The sequence below is a fragment of the Streptomyces sp. NPDC048643 genome, from assembly GCF_040650615.1.
Classification (GTDB): domain Bacteria; phylum Actinomycetota; class Actinomycetes; order Streptomycetales; family Streptomycetaceae; genus Streptomyces.
The window spans coordinates 247841-267051 of the sequence record NZ_JBEZHO010000003.1 but is presented as its reverse complement, the minus strand read 5'-3'; the positions used below and the strand labels follow the sequence as shown (position 1 = coordinate 267051).

The 19211-nt window shown below is 69.0% G+C and carries 20 protein-coding genes; 4 read left to right on the top strand and 16 right to left on the bottom strand.

What is annotated here, in order from left to right; all coding sequences use genetic code 11:
* Nucleotides 1-51 precede the first annotated feature (51 nt).
* Complete coding sequence (locus AB0C62_RS05010) at nt 52-693, bottom strand: TetR/AcrR family transcriptional regulator (protein ID WP_362969658.1); 642 nt, start codon at nt 691-693, stop codon at nt 52-54.
* A gap of 80 nt (nt 694-773) precedes the next feature.
* On the opposite strand from AB0C62_RS05010, the gene AB0C62_RS05005 reads away from it, so the two are divergent.
* From AB0C62_RS05005 to AB0C62_RS04990, 4 genes are all read left to right on the top strand, one after another.
* Nucleotides 774-1556 (top strand): ATP-binding cassette domain-containing protein, encoded by a 783-nt coding sequence (locus tag AB0C62_RS05005; RefSeq protein ID WP_362969657.1) that lies wholly within the window; start codon nt 774-776, stop codon nt 1554-1556.
* 45 nt (nt 1557-1601) lie between these two features.
* Nucleotides 1602-2351 carry an ABC transporter permease gene (locus AB0C62_RS05000; RefSeq protein ID WP_362969656.1) on the top strand — a complete coding sequence of 250 codons (750 nt, stop codon included), beginning with the start codon at nt 1602-1604 and terminating at the stop codon, nt 2349-2351.
* Nucleotides 2352-2364: 13 nt separating this feature from the next.
* Entirely contained in the window at nt 2365-2937 is a 573-nt protein-coding gene (locus tag AB0C62_RS04995) for a cob(I)yrinic acid a,c-diamide adenosyltransferase (RefSeq protein WP_362969655.1), read from the top strand.
* Between the two features lie 459 nt (nt 2938-3396).
* Nucleotides 3397-5235 carry a glycoside hydrolase family 18 chitinase gene (locus AB0C62_RS04990; protein ID WP_362969654.1) on the top strand — a complete coding sequence of 613 codons (1839 nt, stop codon included), beginning with the start codon at nt 3397-3399 and terminating at the stop codon, nt 5233-5235.
* 103 nt (nt 5236-5338) lie between these two features.
* Here the strand turns inward: AB0C62_RS04990 and AB0C62_RS04985 are convergent, their stop codons facing one another.
* From AB0C62_RS04985 to prmC, 15 genes are all read right to left on the bottom strand, one after another.
* Entirely contained in the window at nt 5339-5785 is a 447-nt protein-coding gene (locus tag AB0C62_RS04985) for a DUF2550 domain-containing protein (RefSeq protein ID WP_362969653.1), read from the bottom strand.
* Nucleotides 5786-5944: 159 nt separating this feature from the next.
* Nucleotides 5945-6319, bottom strand: a complete 375-nt coding sequence (locus tag AB0C62_RS04980) for a F0F1 ATP synthase subunit epsilon (protein WP_362969652.1) — start codon at nt 6317-6319, stop codon at nt 5945-5947.
* A gap of 128 nt (nt 6320-6447) precedes the next feature.
* Nucleotides 6448-7884, bottom strand: coding sequence for a F0F1 ATP synthase subunit beta (gene atpD, locus AB0C62_RS04975; protein WP_362969651.1), 1437 nt, complete (start codon nt 7882-7884; stop codon nt 6448-6450).
* The gene (locus AB0C62_RS04970) at nt 7884-8798 is read right to left on the bottom strand and encodes a F0F1 ATP synthase subunit gamma (protein WP_362969650.1); all 915 of its coding nucleotides are present in this window, start codon (nt 8796-8798) and stop codon (nt 7884-7886) included. Before AB0C62_RS04970 ends, atpD begins: the two co-directional genes overlap by 1 nt.
* A 21-nt stretch (nt 8799-8819) precedes the next feature.
* Complete coding sequence (gene atpA / locus AB0C62_RS04965; RefSeq protein ID WP_081219452.1) at nt 8820-10409, bottom strand: F0F1 ATP synthase subunit alpha; 1590 nt, start codon at nt 10407-10409, stop codon at nt 8820-8822.
* 126 nt (nt 10410-10535) lie between these two features.
* Complete coding sequence (locus tag AB0C62_RS04960; RefSeq protein ID WP_362969649.1) at nt 10536-11357, bottom strand: F0F1 ATP synthase subunit delta; 822 nt, start codon at nt 11355-11357, stop codon at nt 10536-10538.
* The gene (locus AB0C62_RS04955) at nt 11354-11899 is read right to left on the bottom strand and encodes a F0F1 ATP synthase subunit B (protein WP_164371801.1); all 546 of its coding nucleotides are present in this window, start codon (nt 11897-11899) and stop codon (nt 11354-11356) included. The genes AB0C62_RS04960 and AB0C62_RS04955 overlap by 4 nt, the downstream gene beginning before the upstream one ends.
* 41 nt (nt 11900-11940) lie before the next feature.
* A complete protein-coding gene (gene atpE / locus AB0C62_RS04950) occupies nt 11941-12171 on the bottom strand; it encodes an ATP synthase F0 subunit C (protein ID WP_024884520.1) in 231 nt (76 codons plus the stop codon).
* 74 nt (nt 12172-12245) lie between these two features.
* Nucleotides 12246-13067, bottom strand: a complete 822-nt coding sequence (gene atpB / locus AB0C62_RS04945) for a F0F1 ATP synthase subunit A (RefSeq protein WP_081219449.1) — start codon at nt 13065-13067, stop codon at nt 12246-12248.
* A 225-nt stretch (nt 13068-13292) separates the two neighbouring features.
* Nucleotides 13293-13730 (bottom strand): hypothetical protein, encoded by a 438-nt coding sequence (locus AB0C62_RS04940; protein ID WP_362969648.1) that lies wholly within the window; start codon nt 13728-13730, stop codon nt 13293-13295.
* Between the two features lie 297 nt (nt 13731-14027).
* On the bottom strand, nt 14028-15383 hold the full coding sequence (locus tag AB0C62_RS04935; RefSeq protein ID WP_362969647.1) for an MraY family glycosyltransferase: 1356 nt from the start codon (nt 15381-15383) through the stop codon (nt 14028-14030).
* Between the two features lie 129 nt (nt 15384-15512).
* Nucleotides 15513-16751 (bottom strand): serine hydroxymethyltransferase, encoded by a 1239-nt coding sequence (glyA, locus tag AB0C62_RS04930; RefSeq protein WP_362969646.1) that lies wholly within the window; start codon nt 16749-16751, stop codon nt 15513-15515.
* Between the two features lie 94 nt (nt 16752-16845).
* Nucleotides 16846-17493: a protein-tyrosine-phosphatase gene (locus AB0C62_RS04925; RefSeq protein WP_081219445.1), complete on the bottom strand. Its 648-nt coding sequence runs from the start codon at nt 17491-17493 to the stop codon at nt 16846-16848.
* A gap of 52 nt (nt 17494-17545) precedes the next feature.
* Nucleotides 17546-18193 (bottom strand): L-threonylcarbamoyladenylate synthase, encoded by a 648-nt coding sequence (locus tag AB0C62_RS04920; protein ID WP_362969645.1) that lies wholly within the window; start codon nt 18191-18193, stop codon nt 17546-17548.
* A 101-nt stretch (nt 18194-18294) separates the two neighbouring features.
* Nucleotides 18295-19134 (bottom strand): peptide chain release factor N(5)-glutamine methyltransferase, encoded by an 840-nt coding sequence (gene prmC / locus AB0C62_RS04915; protein ID WP_362969644.1) that lies wholly within the window; start codon nt 19132-19134, stop codon nt 18295-18297.
* Nucleotides 19135-19211: the final 77 nt, after the last annotated feature.

Sequence of the window (19211 nt, the reverse complement as noted above, 5' to 3'; positions counted from 1 at the left end):
GGTAAGTAACGCGCGTCACGTCTCATCTGACGGACATCACACCGGCACGGGTCATTCGACCGCCCGTACGGCGTAGTTGAGCACCTTGGGGCTCAACAGGTCCTCCATGTCGTCGAGGAGGAGAAGCACCTCGCGTGACACTTCGTCCGGATTGCGGCCGGCCATCATCTCCCGGCCGATGACCGACATGACGGTCTGATGCACCCAGTTGATCTGGCCGGCGACCAGGCCCGGCAGCGGGTCCTCGGGCGCCGCTCCGGTTCCCTCGCGCAGCGCCTCCTCCAGGTTGACGTGGATCTCCTGGCCGATCGCCCACAGCCGCGAGCGGAGCGCGGCCGCGTCCTGGATGACCTCCATGAAACGGGCGTACCCGGTCATCAGTCCGAGCCGCGGAGAGACCGCCTGGACCTCGTCGCGCAGTTCGCGCAGGACCGCGGCGGCGGCCGACTCACCCTTCGCCCGGCCGCGGACCCAGCCGGCGAGGCGGTCGACGACGCCCCGGGAGCGGTCGAGGAAGAGGTCCTCCTTGGCCGGGAAGTAGTTGTAGACGGTGTTCACGGAGACGTCCGCGGCGTCCGCGATCTCCGCGACGGTCACCGCGTCGAAGCCCCGTTCCAGGAACAGCCCCGTGGCGACGTCGGAGATGTACTGCCGCGTCTGCCGTTTCTTCCGCTCCCTGAGCCCTTCCGCCATGTCCGCATCGTAACTTTCACTGGGCCCGCTGAAATCTTGGGGTCATTGCAAAATTAAAGAGACTCTGTTTTTCTGGCGGCATGGCAATCATCAGTACGGCCGGACTGGCCCGCACCTTCGCGACCAAGCGGGGGCCGGTGGAGGCGGTCCGCGGCATCGACCTCACGGTGCGGCCCGGCGAGATCCTCGGCCTCCTCGGGGCCAACGGCGCGGGCAAGACCACCACGCTCCGGATGCTCACCACCCTGCTCGCCCCCACCGGCGGCGCCGCGACCGTCGCGGGATGCGACCTCGTCGGCGACCCGGCGGGCGTGCGCCGCGCCTGCGGCTACGTCGCCCAGTCGGGCGGCGTCGACCCGCACGTCACCGTGCGGGAGGAGCTCGTCACCCAGGGACGGCTGTACCGGCTGCCCCGGCCGCGCGCGGTCGAGCGGGCCGACGAACTGGCCCACGAACTCGGCCTCACCGACCTCATGGACCGCCGCACCTCCACGCTCTCCGGCGGCCGGCGGCGGCGCCTGGACATCGCGCTCGGCCTCACCCACCGGCCCGTGGTGCTCTTCCTCGACGAGCCGACGACCGGACTCGACCCCGCCGGCCGCGCCGACCTCTGGGACCTCGTACGCGGGCTGCGCGACACCCACGGCACCACGGTCTTCCTCACCACCCACTACCTCGACGAGGCGGACGCGCTCGCCGACCGGCTGGTCATCGTCGACCGGGGCGTGGTGGTCGCCGACGGCACGCCCGGCGCGCTGAAGCGGGCGCACGGCGGCTCCCCCGACGCGACGCTCCAGGACACCTTCCTCGCCATCACCGGACGCGGCCCCGAACCGGCCGACGCCACGCCCGTGGCCGTCTGACACCGCCCCGCCGCCGACCGCCCCGCCGAACAGGACCGAGGACCGATGCTTCTCCACGACACCGCGCTGATCTTCGGGCGCTACGCCCGCCAGACCCTGCGCTCCCGCTTCGCGATGCTCTTCGGCGTCCTGATGCCGCTGCTGTACCTGTTCTTCTTCGGACCGCTCCTGACCGGTCTGCCCCTCGCTTCCCGGGGCACCTCCTGGCAGGTCCTCGTCCCCGGCCTGCTGCTCCAACTCGGCCTGTTCGGCGCCGCGTTCGCCGGGTTCACCATCATCATCGAGAAGAACCTGGGCATCGTGGAACGCATGCGCGTCACCCCCGTGAGCCGGCTGGCGCTGCTGCTCGGCCGGGTGCTGCGCGACGCCGCCGTCTTCGTCCTCCAGGCAGTGCTGCTGGTCCTGGCGGCCCTGGTGATGGGACTGCGCGCCCCGCTCGCCGGCATCCTGATCGGCTTCGCCTTCGTCGCCCTGCTGACCGTCTCGCTCGCCTCGCTGTCGTACGCCCTCGCACTGAAGGTCAGCACGCCGCAGGAGTTCGGACCCGCCGTGAACGCGCTGACGATGCCGTCCATGCTGCTGTCCGGCCTGATGCTCCCGATGGCGCTGGCCCCCGGCTGGCTGGACGTGCTCTCGCACTTCATGCCGTTCCGCTACCTGGTGGACGCGGTACGCGACGCGTACGTCGGCTCCTACGCGACCGCGCACATGCTGTACGGCGTCCTGGTGGCCCTCGGCTTCGCCACACTCGCCGTGACAGTGGGCACACGGGTCTTCCGCAGGGTCGGCGCGTAACTAGGCTGACCCCATGGTCAACCTGACGCGCATCTACACCCGGACCGGCGACCAGGGCACCACCGCCCTCGGTGACATGAGCAGGGTCGCCAAGACCGACCTGCGGATCTCGGCGTACGCCGACGCCAACGAGGCGAACGCGGTGATCGGCACCGCCATCGCGCTGGGCGGCCTGGAGGCGGAGGTCGTCGAGGTCCTCACCCGAGTCCAGAACGACCTGTTCGACGTGGGCGCGGACCTCTCGACACCGGTGGTCGAGGACCCGCAGTTCCCGCCGCTGCGCGTGGAGCAGTTCTACGTCGACAAGCTGGAGGCGGACTGCGACCGCTTCAACGAGCGGCTGGAGAAGCTCCGTTCCTTCATCCTGCCCGGCGGCACCGCGGGCGCGGCCCTCCTGCACCAGGCGTGCACGGTCGTCCGCCGTGCCGAGCGTTCGACCTGGTCGGCGCTGGAGGTCCACGGCGAGGCGATGAACCCGCTCACCGCCACCTACCTCAACCGTCTCTCGGACCTCCTGTTCATCCTGGCGCGCACGGCCAACAAGGACACCGGTGACGTGCTGTGGGTCCCGGGCGGGGAGCGGTAGAACCCGAGCCGAACCGAAGAGCACCCCTCGCCGAGAAGGACGGGCGAGGGGTCACGGCTGCCCCCTGGCGAAGAACGGCCCGGAGTTTTTTGCCGGGCGGGGACAGACCTGCGGCACCCGTGCGTCGCGGCACCGCCGGCGACACCGAACGACCGAGCGTGCACGTCAGCCCGCCTGCCGGCACCGCCGGACACCGGGGGCCGGTCCCAAGCGACCCTCCTCCCAACGGAGTTGAGTGATCGCTCCCGGCACATTGCACTGGTCCAGACCTATTGACCCGTGGTCCAGACCTTTCTATTCTCGCCGCACTGCGCTTAGCCATGCCCACGACACCCCCGGCCTAGGGGGCGCCGGGCGGCGGGAGCGCGAGCGCGCGCACGCCCACCGGGCTGAGCACGGTCGCGGTCCCTCCGCTCGTCACGGCGCCCCGGAGGCACCAGACGAAAGAGGAGAGGCATCATGCGCTTCCGGCAGAGAGCCAGACACAGAACCGTGGCGGGGCTCACCACCCTGCTCCTCCCCCTCGCCGCACTCGTCGGCCTCGCGGGCCCCGCACAGGCGGCCACCAGCGCCACCGCGACGTACACCAAGACCCAGGACTGGGGCACGGGGTTCGGCGGCCAGTGGACCGTCAAGAACACCGGCACCGCCGCCATCAGTTCGTGGACCATCGAGTGGGACTTCCCCACCGGCACGTCCGTCACCTCGGCGTGGGACTCGGACGTCACCCACTCCGGCAACCACTGGACCGCCAAGAACAAGTCCTACAACGGCACCCTCGCCGCGGGCGCCTCCCTCTCCTTCGGCTTCAACGGCGCCGGCTCCGGTTCGCCCACCAACTGCACGCTCAACGGCGGCAGTTGTGACGGCGGCCCCACCGTCCCCGGCGACAGCGCACCCTCCGCGCCCGGTACGCCCACCTCCTCGGCCGTCACCGACACCTCGGTGAAGCTCTCCTGGAGCGCGGCCACCGACGACAAGGGCGTCAAGAACTACGACGTCCTGCGCGGCGGCACCAAGGTCGCGACCGTGACGACCACCTCGTACACGGACACCGGCCTGACCGCCGGCACCGACTACTCGTACACGGTCCAGGCCCGTGACACCGCAGACCAGACCGGTCCGGTCAGCGGCGCGGTCTCCGTGCACACCACCGGCGGCGGCACCACCCCCCCGCCCACCGGCAACGCCGTCAAGCTCGGCTACTTCACCGAGTGGGGCATCTACGGCCGCAACTACAACGTCAAGAACCTGGTGACGTCCGGCTCGGCCGCCAAGATCACGCACATCAACTACGCCTTCGGCAACGTCACCGGCGGCAAGTGCGCGATCGGCGACTCCTACGCCGACTACGACAAGGCCTTCACCGCCGACCAGTCGGTCAGCGGCGTCGCCGACACCTGGGACCAGCCGCTGCGCGGCAACTTCAACCAGCTGCGTGAGCTGAAGGCCAAGTACCCGAACATCAAGGTGCTGTGGTCCTTCGGCGGCTGGACCTGGTCCGGCGGCTTCGGCGACGCGGCCAAGAACCCGGCGGCCTTCGCGCAGTCCTGCTACGACCTGGTCGAGGACCCGCGCTGGGCCGACGTCTTCGACGGCATCGACATCGACTGGGAGTACCCGAACGCCTGTGGTCTGACCTGCGACACCAGCGGTGCCGCGGCCTACAAGAACCTCATGCAGGCGCTGCGCGCCAAGTTCGGCACGAACAACCTGGTCACCGCCGCCACCACGGCCGACGGCACCTCGGGCGGAAAGATCGACGCCGCCGACTACGCGGGCGCCGCGCAGTACGTCGACTGGTACAACGTGATGACGTACGACTTCTTCGGAGCGTTCGACGCGGACGGCCCGACCGCCCCGCACTCCCCGCTCACCTCGTACAGCGGCATCCCGCAGGCCGGCTTCACCACCGCCGACGCGATCGCCAAGTTCAAGTCCAAGGGCGTGCCGGCCAGCAAGCTGCTGATCGGCATCGGCTTCTACGGGCGCGGCTGGACCGGCGTCACCCAGGACGCCCCGGGCGGCACCGCCACCGGCCCCGCGCCGGGCACGTACGAGCCGGGCAACGAGGACTACAAGGTCCTCAAGACGTCCTGCCCCGTCACCGGCACCATCGCCGGCACGGCGTACGCGCACTGCGGCAGCAACTGGTGGTCGTACGACACCCCGACCACCATCGGCACGAAGATGGCGTGGGCCAAGACCCAGGGTCTGGGCGGCGCGTTCTTCTGGGAGTTCAGCGGCGACACCAGCAACGGTGAACTCGTCAGCGCCATCAACAGCGGCCTGAGCTGACCCCCCGCACCACCTCGCACGAAAGCCGCGGGCAGACCTCCGGGTCTGTCCGCGGCTCTCTTTTCCGGCGGCCCGAGCGGCAACGACCGGGCGGGCGTACGGGTCAGGCGACGTTCACGCGCTGGCCGGGCGGTGCCGCCTCCAGCCACGCGAGGAAGCCGGTGAGCGCGTCCTCGCTCATCGCCAGTTCGAGACGCGTACCGCGGTGGACACAGGTCAGGATGATCGCGTCGGAGAGCAGCGCGAGTTCCTCCTCGCCCTCGGCGGCACGGCGGCCGGCCACCTCGATCGCCGAGCGTTCGAGAACGCGGCGCGGCCGGGGGGCGTAGGAGAAGACGCGGTACCACTCGACGCGGTCGCTGTTGTAGCGGGCGACTCCATAACTCCAGCCCTTGCCGCCGGCGTCGCCCTTCTCGGGGACGTCCCAGCGCAGGCTGCAGTCGAACGTTCCGCCGGAACGCTGGATCAGCCGGCGGCGGAGCCCGAAGACGAACAGCCCCACCACCACGAGCGCCACTACGATTCCGCACACAGTCAGAGCGAGGACCATCGACACCGACCTCCTCGTCTCCTAGGTAACGGAAAAGAAAAAACTTCCGGATTTGCCTCAGCCGCGGCCAGGGCCGGAGTGATCCGGTCCCAGCCGCGGCTGAGGCAAAGCTTCACACAGTGCGGCCCCAGCGCCTAAGGGCCTGGGGTCGCACGGTCGTCAGCGCGTCGACACCGCACGCAGGCGAACGTCCGCGCGACGCTCGGCGGACGCGTCGGCGTCCGACTTCGCGCGCTCGAGCGCCCGCTCCGCACGCTGGACATCGATCTCTTCCGACAGCTCGGCGATCTCGGCCAGCAGCGACAGCTTGTTGTCGGCGAACGAGATGAATCCCCCGTGCACCGCGGCGATGACCGTTCCGCCATCGCTCGTACGAATGGTCACCGGGCCCGACTCCAGCACACCGAGAAGCGGCTGGTGACCGGGCATGACGCCGATGTCGCCGGACGCGGTACGCGCGACGACCAGGGTGGCCTCGCCGGACCAGACACTGCGGTCCGCGGCGACGAGCTCGACGTGCAGCTCAGCAGCCAAGGTGGGCTCCTCGGGTCACCACCCGGCGTTGCTGCCGGGTGTTGGGTCAAAGTCTAGTAGGCGAACGGAGGGGGACGGACCGCACCCCGCGAGGCGCGGCCCCTCCCCCCTCATTCAGAACACGAGGTTCAGGAGACGCCGAGTTCCTTGGCGTTGGCCTTGAGGTCCTCGATACCACCGCAGAGGAAGAACGCCTGCTCCGGGAAGTGGTCGTACTCGCCGTCGATGATCGCGTTGAAGGCCACGATCGACTCGTCCAGCGGGACGTCCGACCCGTCGACGCCGGTGAACTGCTTGGCGACGTGGGTGTTCTGGGACAGGAAGCGCTCCACGCGACGGGCACGGTGGACGGTGAGCTTGTCCTCTTCGCCCAGCTCGTCGATACCGAGGATCGCGATGATGTCCTGGAGGTCCTTGTACTTCTGGAGGACCGACTTCACCCGCATGGCGGCGGCGTAGTGGTCCGCCGCGATGTAGCGCGGGTCCAGGATGCGGGACGTGGAGTCCAGCGGGTCCACGGCCGGGTAGATGCCCTTCTCGGAGATCGGACGGGAGAGAACCGTCGTCGCGTCGAGGTGGGCGAACGTGGTGGCCGGGGCCGGGTCGGTCAGGTCGTCCGCGGGGACGTAGATCGCCTGCATCGAGGTGATCGAGTGACCACGGGTCGAGGTGATGCGCTCCTGGAGGAGACCCATCTCGTCGGCCAGGTTCGGCTGGTAACCCACCGCGGAGGGCATACGGCCGAGCAGGGTCGAGACCTCGGAACCGGCCTGCGTGAAGCGGAAGATGTTGTCGATGAAGAACAGCACGTCCTGCTTCTGCACATCGCGGAAGTACTCCGCCATGGTCAGACCCGCGAGGGCCACGCGCAGACGGGTGCCCGGGGGCTCGTCCATCTGACCGAAGACAAGCGCGGTCTTGTCGATGACGCCCGACTCGGACATCTCCTCGATGAGGTCGTTGCCCTCACGGGTGCGCTCGCCGACACCGGCGAACACGGAGACACCGTCGTGGTTGTTGGCGACGCGGTAGATCATCTCCTGGATGAGCACCGTCTTGCCGACACCGGCACCACCGAACAGACCGATCTTTCCACCCTTGACGTACGGGGTGAGGAGGTCGATGACCTTGACGCCGGTCTCGAACATCTCGGTCTTCGACTCGAGCTCGTCGAAGCGCGGGGCCTTGCGGTGGATGGACCAGCGCTCGCCCGAGTACTTCTCGTCGCTGTTCAGAACCTCACCGAGGGTGTTGAACACCTTGCCCTTGGTGAAGTCACCGACGGGGACCGTGATGCCGGAACCGGTGTCGGTGACCGCGGCCTGGCGGACCAGACCGTCGGTGGGCTGCATGGAGATCGTGCGGACCAGGCCGTCACCCAGGTGCTGGGCGACTTCCAGGGTCAGCGTCTTCTTCTCGCCGGCGTTGGCCGGGTCGGCCACCTCGACGTGAAGGGCGTTGTAGATGTCCGGCATCGCGTCGACGGGGAACTCCACGTCGACGACCGGGCCGATGACCCGGGCGACGCGGCCCGTGGCAACGGCCGTCTCAGAAGTCGTCGTCATTACTTGTCACTCCCCGCGGTCGCGTCGGCAAGGGCTGCGGAGCCACCGACGATCTCGCTGATTTCCTGGGTGATTTCGGCCTGGCGGGCCGCATTGGCAAGTCGGGAGAGCGTGGTGATCAGGTCTCCCGCGTTGTCGGTCGCCGACTTCATCGCGCGGCGCGTGGCGGCGTGCTTGGAGGCAGCCGACTGGAGCAGCGCGTTGTAGATACGGCTCTCGACGTAGCGCGGCAGCAGGGCGTCAAGGACGTCCTCCGCCGACGGCTCGAACTCGAACAGCGGAAGGATCTCGCCCTTGGGCGCTTCCTCCGCGACCTCTTCGAGGCGGAGCGGCAGCAACCGGCTGTCGACAGCCGACTGCGTCATCATCGAGACGAACTCGGTGTAGACGATGTGGAGTTCGTCCACGCCGCCGTCCGCCGTCTCCTTCTCGATGGCCTCGATGAGCGGACCCGCAACCTTCTTCGCGTCCGCGTAGGTGGGCTCGTCGGTGAAACCCGACCACGACTCCACGACCTTGCGCTCGCGGAAGTTGTAGTGGGCCAGACCGCGGCGGCCGACGATGAACGTGTCGACCTCCTTGCCCTCGGCCTCGAGGCGCGCCGTCAACTGCTCGGCGGCCTTGATGGCGTTGGAGTTGAAGGCGCCGGCCAGACCGCGGTCGCTCGTGAGGAGCAGCACCGCGGAACGGGTCGCCGTCTCCGCCTCCGTGGTCAGCGGGTGCTTGGTGTTCGAACCGGTACCGACCGCCGTGACCGCGCGCGTGAGCTCGGTCGCGTACGGCGCGGAGGCCGCCACCTTGCGCTGCGCCTTGACGACACGCGAGGCGGCGATCATCTCCATCGCCTTGGTGATCTTCTTGGTCGCGGTGACGGATCGGATGCGACGCTTGTAGACCCGGAGCTGGGCTCCCATGAGTCAGGTCCCTTCCTTACGTCACTTGGCCGCGGCCGGAGCGTCCTCGCCGAGAAGCTTCCCGTCCGAGGTCTCGAACTGCTTCTTGAAGTCCGCGATCGAGTCCGCGACGGCGGTGAGCGTGTCGTCCGACATCTTGCCGCCCTCCTTGATGGAGGTCATGAGGCCCTGCTCCTTGCGGTGCAGGTACTCCAGGAGCTCCTTCTCGAAGCGGCGGACGTCCTCGACCGGAACGTCGTCCATCTTGCCGGTCGTACCGGCCCAGACGGAGACGACCTGGTCCTCGGTCGGCATCGGCTGGTACTGAGCCTGCTTGAGCAGCTCGACCAGACGCTGACCGCGCTCCAGCTGCGACTTCGACGCGGCGTCCAGGTCGGAACCGAAGGCGGCGAACGCCTCCAGCTCACGGTACTGGGCGAGGTCGAGGCGAAGCCGGCCGGAGACCTGCTTCATCGCCTTGTGCTGGGCGGAGCCACCGACGCGGGAGACCGAGATACCGACGTTCAGGGCCGGACGCTGGCCGGCGTTGAACAGGTCGGACTCCAGGAAGCACTGGCCGTCGGTGATGGAGATGACGTTGGTCGGGATGAACGCCGACACGTCGTTCGCCTTGGTCTCGACGATCGGCAGACCGGTCATCGAACCGGCGCCCAGGTCGTCGGAGAGCTTCGCGCAGCGCTCCAGCAGACGGGAGTGCAGGTAGAAGACGTCACCGGGGTAGGCCTCGCGCCCCGGCGGGCGGCGGAGCAGCAGGGACACGGCGCGGTAGGCGTCGGCCTGCTTCGAGAGGTCGTCGAAGATGATGAGGACGTGCTTGCCCTCGTACATCCACTGCTGACCGATGGCCGAACCGGTGTACGGCGCCAGGTACTTGAAGCCGGCCGGGTCGGACGCCGGGGCGGCGACGATGGTCGTGTACTCCAGCGCGCCGGCCTCTTCGAGCGCACCACGCACGGAGGCGATGGTGGAACCCTTCTGACCGATGGCGACGTAGATGCAGCGGACCTGCTTCTTCGTGTCGCCCGAGCGCCAGTTGTCGCGCTGGTTGATGATCGTGTCGACAGCCAGGGCGGTCTTGCCGGTCTGGCGGTCACCGATGATCAGCTGACGCTGGCCACGGCCGATCGGGGTCATCGCGTCGACGGCCTTGTAGCCCGTCTCCATCGGCTCGTGCACCGACTTGCGGACCATGACGCCCGGGGCCTGCAGCTCGAGGGCGCGTCGTCCGGACGTCTCGATCTCGCCGAGGCCGTCGATCGGGTTGCCGAGCGGGTCGACGACGCGGCCGAGGTAACCCTCGCCCACGGCGACGGACAGCACCTCACCGGTGCGCTGCACCGGCTGGCCCTCCTCGACACCGCTGAACTCGCCGAGGACGACCGCACCGATCTCGCGCTCTTCCAGGTTCAGCGCGAGGCCGAGAGTGCCGTCCTCGAACTTCAGCAGTTCGTTCGCCATGGCCGAGGGGAGACCCTCGATCTTGGCGATACCGTCGCCGGCGACGGTGACCGTACCGACCTCCTCGCGCGAGGCCGCGTCCGGCTTGTACGACTGGACAAAGTTCTCCAGCGCATCCCGGATCTCCTCCGGCCGGATCGTGAGCTCCGCCATCTGGGTTCCCTGCTCTCCTTGTTGGGCCCGAAGTTTCACTTGGGGGGATGGGGACTCCCCCCTGAAAGAGGTGAATCCTCTGCACGGCCCAACATGGGCCGTAATTGCGTACTGCTTGTGGGCTTGCTAGCTCGCCATACGGCGAGTGGCGTCCTCGAGACGGTCCGCGATCGAACCGTTGATGACCTCGTCACCGACCTGCACCCGGATCCCGCCGAGGACATCGGGGTCCACGTCGAGGTTCAGGTGCATCGGGCGGCCGTAGAGCTTCGCCAGCGCGGCGCCGAGGCGCTGCTTCTGGCCGTCGCTCAGCGGCACCGCCGAGGTGACCACGGCGACCATGCGGTTGCGGCGCTCGGCGGCGAGCTTGGACAGGGACTCGAGTCCCGCTTCCAGGCTACGTCCGCGCGGCGCGGTCACAAGGCGCGTCACCAGACGCTCGGTCGTCACGTTGGCCCGGCCGCCGAGCAGGCTGCGCAGCAGCTCGCTCTTGGCCGCCGTGGTGGCGGCGCGGTCGGTCAGCGCGGCGCGCAGCTCGGTGTTCGAGGAGACGATCCGGCCGAAGCGGAACACCTCGTCCTCGACATCGTCGAGCGCACCCGCACGCTGGGCCGCCGTGAGGTCGGCGGTCGCGGCGATCTCCTCGAGCGCGTCCACCAGGTCGCGGGGCTGCGACCAGCGGGAACGCACCATGCCGGTGACCAGGTCGGCGGTGGTACCGCTGACCTGGGCGCCGAGCAGGCGCTGGACCAGCTCGGCCTTGGCCTCGGCGGGCTGCGCCGGGTCGGTGAGGACCCGACGCAGCGACACCTCGCGGTGGAGCAGCGCGGTGACCGCGGCCAGCTCGTCGGCGAGCTGCGCCGCGTCCACGGACGTGGAGTCCGTCAGCGCGTCGAGACGCTCACGTGCGGCTGCGGTTGCCTCGCGGCTCGCTCCGTGCGCAGTCATCGAGCCGCCTCGGCCTTCTCCTCAAGCTCGGAGAGGAAACGGTCGATGACACGGCTCTGGCGGGCGTGGTCCTCGAGGGACTCGCCGACCAGCTTGCCGGCCAGGTCGGTGGCCAGGTGGCCGACGTCCTGACGCAGCGCCTGGGACGCGGCCTTGCGGTCCGCCTCGATCTGCGTGTGACCGGCGGCGATGATCTCTTCGCGCTGCCGCTGGCCTTCCGCGCGCATCTCGGTGATGAGCGTGGCGCCCTGCTCCTGTGCCTCCTGGCGCAGGCGCGCGGCCTCGTGACGGGCCTCGGCGAGCTGAGCCTTGTACTGCTCAAGAACGCTCTGGGCCTCGGTCTGAGCGGCCTCGGCCTTTTCGATACCGCCCTCGATGGCCTCGCGACGCTGCTCCAGAACCTTGTTGATGTTCGGGAGAAGCTTCCAGGCCAGGAAGCCGAAGACGATGACGAAGGCGAGCAGGCCGATGACAAGCTCGGGAATCGGCGGGACGAGGGGGTTTTCCGTCTCCTCGGCCGCCAGAATGAGCAGCTGGCTCATGTCAGTGCCTTTCGTCTAGTGGGCTGTCGTGGATCCGAAGATCACTTGCCGTAGACGAACGGCATGACCAGACCGATGAGGGCGAGCGCCTCACAGAAGGCGAAGCCGAGGATCTGGTTGGCGCGGATCAGACCGGCGGCCTCAGGCTGACGGGCGAGGGCCTGGGTGCCGTTACCGAAGATGATGCCGACGCCGACGCCGGGGCCGATGGCCGCGAGGCCGTAACCGATCGAGCCGAGCGAGCCGGAGACAGCGGCAAGGGTCTGGGACATGCCAGTTCTTCCTTTTCTTTACGGACCGGTGGGGGTTGGCCACCGGACGACTGCGGGGTCGAGAGGGGAGGCGCTCAGTGGTTCTCGGCCAGTGCGCCCTGGATGTAGGTGCAGGTCAGCAGGACGAAGACGTAGGCCTGCAGGGCCTGGATGAACAGCTCGAACGCGGTCATGACGAGGGTCATGATGAACGAGACGCCCGCGTACGCGATGCCGATGCCGTTGAGCAGGTACCAGCTGGCGATCGTGAACAGCAGCAGGAGCGTATGGCCCGCGAACATGTTCGCGAACAGTCGCACCGCGTGCGTGAACGGGCGGACGAGCAGGTTCGAGAAGAACTCGATGACCATGGCGAGCGGCAGAACCGGGCCGAGCGACTTGTCGTATCCGGTGACGTTCTTGAAGAAGCCCACGAAGCCGTGCCGCTTGAAGGTCAGCGAGACCCACAGGACATAGACGATCAGGGCCAGCACCAGCGGGTACGAGATGATCGCGGTGACCGGGAACTGGGCGAGCGGGATGATCGACCAGAGGTTCATCATCCAGACGAAGAAGAACAGCGAGACGATCAGTGGAACGTACTTCTCGCCTTCCTTCTTGCCGATCGTCTCGTAGACGACGCCACGACGGACGAAGTCGTAGCCCGCCTCGGCGATCATCTGCAGCTTGCCCGGGACGACCTTCGGCTTACGGAAGGCGGCCCAGAAGAAGCCGACGATGACGATCGAACCGAGCAGCGCCAGGAGCATCGTCTTGTTGAAGTAGACGTTGCTGTCACCGTCGCCCCAGAGGGGCTCGAACAGGAACGAGTGCAGGCCGGGAGCCGGGAAGCCACAGCCGTCGAAGATGTGGCAGTCGGTCTCGAAGGCGAGCACCTGCGTCGGGTCAGCACTCACCGCGGGCTCCTTCAGCGTGGCGCATAGGTACGGCAACCTCGTTGTGTCGGCGCGGCGCACAGCCGCGGTTCGGCACTGGACTGGTGTTACGGATGTGGGGGCGGCTGTGGGGCATCAAGCCTCGCGATTGAGCAGGCGTCAGCTCAGATGCCCGCGCCCGCGATGCCGCAGTTGGCACCGGACGATAGCAGGATCTCTTACGCGCACTTATCCCGGCCCTACCGTTCACGACGAGTGCCCTGTCTTCTCGGGCTTGTCGCCCTTCGAGGACTCGGGTTCGACGTAGAGGATCTTGGCCTTCATGTGGGCACGCGCCTGTGCGCCGATCCACGCGAGCGTGGTGGCGACCAGGGTGAGCGCGAAGGACTTGGGGTTGAACAGCGACGTGTTCTTGAACGCGGCGACGAAGATGAACAGCAGAAGAATCTGCGCCGTGTAGAGCAAGAGACCCATCGCCTGGAACAGGTGCGGAAGCGATTTGGCGGTGCGCTGCAGAACGTAGAGACCGAGCCCCATGAAGAGGATCACGACCAGCGTCGCGACGACCGCCCCGATCGCTCCCTTGCCGCCGGCGACCACACCACCGACCGCGGCGGCAATCGCGCCGACGGCAGCTGTGGGTACAGCGGCTTGAAGGAGAATCCGGGCGTCATTGGACGGCATGGCGGCAACTCCGCTTGCTCGGGGGGGCAGGGTGTCGTCATGGACGAGCGTAGTCCCGGGTGGAGAGAGAACCTCACGCCAAGGGACCGTCGCACTAGGGTCCTTCGGCTCTGTCCCGGGTTCTCGTGAACCGTATCACAAACTATTTGATGAGGTCTTTACCTGGTTGGTGTGCTCACTGTCACACATGAGAGTGACAGTGCGCGTCTGCGCACCCAAGCGGCCAACTTGTCTGGTATTGGGAGCCTTTGCTCCCCCACGACTTGGTCACGCGTTAGTCAGATTCTTACCTTCACGTCAGCGCGACGACTCGGCCTCACGCCGGTCCAGGAGTCGCGAACGGGCACCAATTGCCGTTGCCCCGTTGACTCCTGAGACTCCGGCGACCGCCGCGGCACGGTGTTCGCGCGCCTCGTCCGGCCCGTCCGTGACCGCCGTCTCGTGCGTGACCGGCGCCCCCGCCACAGCGGCCGCGGCGGCGGCCCTGCGACGGCGGTAGCGCGGCGGCAGGAGGTGCTCCGCCCAACGCGGGGCACGGGGTGTGAAGCGCGGCAGCAGGAGCAGCACCAGACCGACCGCGCTGAGTGCCGCGATGGCCAGCACGCTCCACATGGCCCCGGAGTTGACCGAGTAGGCGAGGGCGCCGAACGAGATCAGCGCCGACCAGAAGTACATGATCAGCACAGCGCGGCTGTGCGAGTGGCCGACCTCCAGGAGACGGTGATGCAGGTGCCCGCGGTCCGCCGCGAACGGCGACTGTCCGCGCCAGGTGCGCCGCACGATCGCGAGCACCAGGTCGGCGGCCGGGATCGCGATGATCGTGAGCGGCAGCAGCAGCGGGATGAACACGGGCACGGTCTGGTGCACGGTGTTGCGCTCGGAACCGGAGAAGAGGTTCATCACGTCGGGGTCGATCTGCCCCGTGATGGAGATCGCGCCGGCGGCCAGCACCAGTCCGATGAGCATCGAGCCGGAGTCGCCCATGAAGATCCGCGCGGGATGCATGTTGTGCGGCAGGAAGCCCAGGCACATGCCCATCAGGATCGCCGCGAACAGGGTCGCCGGGGCGGCCGCCTCGATGCCGTACGAGTACCAGATCCGGTAGGCGTACAGGAAGAACGCGGCGGACGCGATGCACACCACACCGGCGGCCAGTCCGTCGAGGCCGTCCACGAAGTTGACCGCGTTGATCGTGATGACGACGAGCGCCACCGTCAGCAGCGTGCCCTGCCACTGGGTCAGCGCGACCAGTCCGACGCCCGGGATCGGCAGCCACAGGATCGTCAGACCCTGCACCACCATCACACCGGCGGCGATCATCTGGCCGCCCAGCTTGATCAGGGCGTCGATCTCGAACTTGTCGTCCAGTACGCCGATCAGCCAGATCAGCGCGGCTCCGGAGAGCAGGGCACGCGGTTCGTTCGAGTTGGCGAAGACCTCGTTGAGGTTCGTCAGGTGGTCCGCGACCAGCAGACCGGCGCACAGGCCGAAGAACATCGCGATGCCGCCGAGCCGCGGCGTGGGTTCACGGTGCACGTCGCGCGCACGGATTTCCGGCATGGCTCCGGCCACGATCGCGAACTTCCGTACCGGCCCTGTCAGCAGATACGTCACCGCGGCCGTGATGCAGAGCGTCAGCAGGTATTCACGCACGGGCTTCCCCACAGGTCTCGCTGGCCATCACAGCCCCACACCCTAGCGATGCACGCATATGGTTGGGGACTTCCGGGTAGCGACGATGGTTGCACGAGTGGCTGTGCACCTGTGCACATGTACCCGCAGTCAGTCCGGATATGGGGGAAATATTCCGGTCAGCTCCCGCACTTCTTCACGGGCCCGCTTGACGTCGATCTCTTCCCGCAGCACTCCGGCGATCAGTACGGCGACCCGCGCGGCCTCTGCCTGGCCCATCCCCTGGGTGGTCAGCGCCGCGGTGCCCAGCCGCAGGCCACGGGGGTCGCCGTGGGGCAGCGCACACGTGTCGAGGACCATACCGGCCGCGGCGAGCCGCCCACGCGCGGTGCGCCCGTCGACACCGAGCGGCGCCGGATCCACGGTGACGAGGTGGGTGTCGGTGCCGCCGGTGGTGACGGCGAGCCCCTCCGCGTCCAGTCCGGCGGCCAGCACCCGCGCGTTCGCGACCACCTGATGGGCGTACGCCGTGAACGCCGGGGTTGCCGCCTCGCCGAACGCGACGGCCTTCGCCGCGATGGTGTGCATCTGCGCGCCGCCCTGGGTGAACGGGAAGACCGCTCGGTCCACGCGCTCGGCCAGCTCGCCCCCGCACAGGATCATGCCGCCGCGCGGCCCCCTGAGCACCTTGTGGGTCGTCGCGCACACGACGTCGGCGTACGGCACCGGGTTGGGGGCCGCTCCCCCGGCGACGAGTCCGATGGGGTGGGCGGCGTCCGCGATCAGATAGGCGCCGGCCTCGTCTGCGACGTCCCGGAAGAAGGCGTAGTCGATGTGCCGGGGGTAGGAGATCGATCCGCAGACGACGGCCTTGGGGCGGTGGGCGCGGGCCAGCGCGCGCACCTGTTCGTGGTCGATGAGTCCGGTCTCCGCCTCGACCCCGTATCCGACGAAGTCGAACCAGCGGCCGGAGAAGTTCGCGGGCGAGCCGTGGGTGAGGTGACCGCCGGAGGACAGGCCCATCGCCAGCACGGTGTCACCGGGGCGCAGCAGCGCGGCGTACGCGGCGAGGACGGCCGAACTACCCGAGTGGGACTGCACGTTGGCGTGGTCGGCGCCGAACAGGGACTTGGCGCGGTCGACGGCGACGCGCTCGGCGACGTCCACGACCTCGCAGCCGCCGTGGTGGCGGGCGCCGGGGTATCCCTCGGCGTACTTGTTCGCCATCGGGGAGCCGAGCGCGGCGAGTACGGCGGGGGAGGTGAAGTTCTCGGCGGCGATCAGCTGGAGGGTCGTCGACTGCCGGTCCAGCTCACCGCGCAGGATCTCCGCCATCTCGGGATCCTGGCGCAGGAGGACATCCGCTTCGGGCATCTGGGTGACCGGCATGGGGGACTCCGGGCTCGGCGGGGACGCGCGCTACGTCCAATGTAGAACCGCGGGCCCTGCGACGCCTGGTGTCAGGCTCCCGGAGCGCCTGGTGTCAGGTCCGGGCGCGTACCCCCGTCAGCGCGGTGACGACCGGGTCGAGCGCCTCGTTGATCTCGTCGCCGATGGACCGGAAGAACGGCAGCGGCGCCCCGTAGGGGTCGAACACCTCGTCCGCCTCCGCCGTCGGGGCCAGCAGCCAGCCGCGCAGCGCGGCGGCGGCGCGCACCAGGGCGACGGCTCGTTCGACGACGCCGTGCTCCAGGGGCGGCAGGGTCGCCGGGTCTATGGCGCGGACGAGGCGGGTGAACTCCTTCAGGGTGAAGGTGCGCAGGCCCGCCGAGTGCCCCATGGAGATGACCTGGGCGCGGTGGTCGCGGGTGGCCGTCAGGACGAGGTCGGCGCGGATGACGTGGTCGTCGAGCAGCTCACGCCCGACGAAACCGGAGGGGTCCGCGCCGAAGTCGGCGAGGACGGTCGCGGCGTTGGCCTCCATGGGGGCGCCCTCGTGGCCCCAGGTGCCGGCGCTCTCCACGATGAGGCCGCCCCACCGGGGGTCGCCGAGCCGGTCCGCGAGGGCGTGCCGGGTCAGCCGCTCGGTGATCGGCGAGCGGCACACGTTGCCGGTGCTGACGTGGAGGATGCGGAAGGACTCCCTGGGGGACCCGTCGGTCCCCGTGATCCCCGTGCCTATGCCACGCATGGGGGTGCCCCCTGGTCGAGCGGAGCGGGGGGCCGGGAGGAGGCAGGGGCTGTCAATTCGCCACCTCGAGGTCGGGTACGACCTTGCGGAGCTCCTCCGCCGACAGGGCGCCCGCGCGCAGCAGCACGGGGACCTTGCCGGTCACGTCGACGATCGAGGAGGGCACGTTGCCCGGGGTGGGGCCGCCGTCCAGGTAGACCGAGATGGAGTCCCCGAGCATGTCCTGCGCGGCGTCGCAGGTCTCCGGGGAGGGGTGGCCCGTGAGGTTGGCGGAGGAGACGGCCATCGGGCCGACCTCGGTGAGGAGCTCGATGGCGACGGGGTGCAGCGGCATGCGGATCGCCACCGTGCCGCGGGTGTCGCCGAGGTCCCACTGGAGGGACGGCTGGTGCTTGGCGACGAGCGTGAGGGCTCCGGGCCAGAACGCGTCGACGAGCTCCCAGGCCAGCTCGGAGAAGTCCGTGACGAGGCCGTGCAGGGTGTTCGGGGAGCCGATGAGGACGGGGGTGGGCATGTTGCGGCCCCGGCCCTTGGCGTCGAGCAGGTCGGCCACGGCCTCGGAGGTGAACGCGTCGGCGCCGACGCCGTAGACGGTGTCCGTCGGGAGGACCACCAGTTCGCCACGGCGGACGGCGGACGCTGCCTCGCGCAGACCGGTGGTGCGGTCGGTCGCGTCGTTGGTGTCGTATCGCCGTGCCATTTAGCGGGCCTCCTCGTACACGTACTGCTGCTGGGGAAACGGGGGGAACACGATGCGTGCGCGTGCCCTGTCGCCGGGCGCCGGGACGCGGTGGGCCGGGCTCACGGCATCGCCTTGCGGGCGGTCGCGAAGCGGGGCCGGTTGTTGAGGTCGGGGTGGTCGGCCGCGTCGGCCCAGCCCCGCTCCTCGGTGAAGATCCACGGAACCTGTCCGCCCTGGGTGTCGGCGTGCTCGACGACGACGACGCCGCCGGGACGCAGCAGCCGGTGCGCGGTGCGCTCGATGCCGCGGATGAGGTCGAGTCCGTCCTCCCCCGAGAACAGGGCGAGTTCGGGGTCGTGGTCGCGGGCCTCCGGCTGCACGTACTCCCACTCGGTGAGCGGGATGTACGGAGGGTTGGAGATCACCAGGTCGACCTGGCCGTCGAGGTCCGGGAAGGCCTCCAGGGCGTCTCCCTGGCGCAGGTCGACCCTGGACCCCTCGACGTTCTTGCGCGTCCACCTGAGGGCGTCCTCGGACAGCTCCACGGCGTGCACACGGGAGCGCGGGACCTCCTGCGCGAGCGCGAGCGCGATGGCGCCCGATCCGGTGCACAGGTCGACGATCAGCGGTTCGACGACGTCCATCGCGCGGACGGCGTCTATGGCCCAGCCGACGACCGACTCGGTCTCCGGCCGGGGCACGAACACACCGGGGCCCACCTGGAGTTCGAGGTAGCGGAAGTAGGCGCGCCCGGTGATGTGCTGGAGCGGTTCGCGCGCCTCGCGGCGCGCGATCACCTCCCAGTAGCGGGCGTCGAAGTCGGAGTCCTTGACGGTGTGCAGCTCGCCCCGCTTCACACCGTGCACGAAGGCGGCGAGCTCCTCCGCGTCGTTGCGCGGCGAGGGCACGCCGGCGTCGGCCAGCCGCTGGGTGGCCTGGGCGACTTCCGCGAGCAGCACGCTGCGGGAGTTCGGGGGTCGACCCCCAAAATGTTGCTGCACGCTGGTCCTCCGGGGCTGAGCTGTTGTCGTGGGCT

What these genes read in the sequence shown, in the direction of transcription:
- AB0C62_RS04920 (WP_362969645.1), bottom strand. Translation starts at nt 18,193, where the DNA reads ATGGCACGGCGATACGACACCAACGACGCGACCGACCGCACCACCGGT.
- atpA (WP_081219452.1), bottom strand. Translation starts at nt 10,409, where the DNA reads ATGGCGGAGCTCACGATCCGGCCGGAGGAGATCCGGGATGCGCTGGAG.
- AB0C62_RS04925 (WP_081219445.1), bottom strand. Translation starts at nt 17,493, where the DNA reads ATGCGTGGCATAGGCACGGGGATCACGGGGACCGACGGGTCCCCCAGG.
- AB0C62_RS05000 (WP_362969656.1), top strand. Translation starts at nt 1,602, where the DNA reads ATGCTTCTCCACGACACCGCGCTGATCTTCGGGCGCTACGCCCGCCAG.
- AB0C62_RS05010 (WP_362969658.1), bottom strand. Translation starts at nt 693, where the DNA reads ATGGCGGAAGGGCTCAGGGAGCGGAAGAAACGGCAGACGCGGCAGTAC.
- AB0C62_RS04940 (WP_362969648.1), bottom strand. Translation starts at nt 13,730, where the DNA reads ATGCCGTCCAATGACGCCCGGATTCTCCTTCAAGCCGCTGTACCCACA.
- AB0C62_RS05005 (WP_362969657.1), top strand. Translation starts at nt 774, where the DNA reads ATGGCAATCATCAGTACGGCCGGACTGGCCCGCACCTTCGCGACCAAG.
- atpD (WP_362969651.1), bottom strand. Translation starts at nt 7,884, where the DNA reads ATGACGACGACTTCTGAGACGGCCGTTGCCACGGGCCGCGTCGCCCGG.
- AB0C62_RS04995 (WP_362969655.1), top strand. Translation starts at nt 2,365, where the DNA reads ATGGTCAACCTGACGCGCATCTACACCCGGACCGGCGACCAGGGCACC.
- AB0C62_RS04970 (WP_362969650.1), bottom strand. Translation starts at nt 8,798, where the DNA reads ATGGGAGCCCAGCTCCGGGTCTACAAGCGTCGCATCCGATCCGTCACC.
- AB0C62_RS04960 (WP_362969649.1), bottom strand. Translation starts at nt 11,357, where the DNA reads ATGACTGCGCACGGAGCGAGCCGCGAGGCAACCGCAGCCGCACGTGAG.
- AB0C62_RS04955 (WP_164371801.1), bottom strand. Translation starts at nt 11,899, where the DNA reads ATGAGCCAGCTGCTCATTCTGGCGGCCGAGGAGACGGAAAACCCCCTC.
- AB0C62_RS04990 (WP_362969654.1), top strand. Translation starts at nt 3,397, where the DNA reads ATGCGCTTCCGGCAGAGAGCCAGACACAGAACCGTGGCGGGGCTCACC.
- atpE (WP_024884520.1), bottom strand. Translation starts at nt 12,171, where the DNA reads ATGTCCCAGACCCTTGCCGCTGTCTCCGGCTCGCTCGGCTCGATCGGT.
- glyA (WP_362969646.1), bottom strand. Translation starts at nt 16,751, where the DNA reads ATGCCGGTCACCCAGATGCCCGAAGCGGATGTCCTCCTGCGCCAGGAT.
- AB0C62_RS04985 (WP_362969653.1), bottom strand. Translation starts at nt 5,785, where the DNA reads ATGGTCCTCGCTCTGACTGTGTGCGGAATCGTAGTGGCGCTCGTGGTG.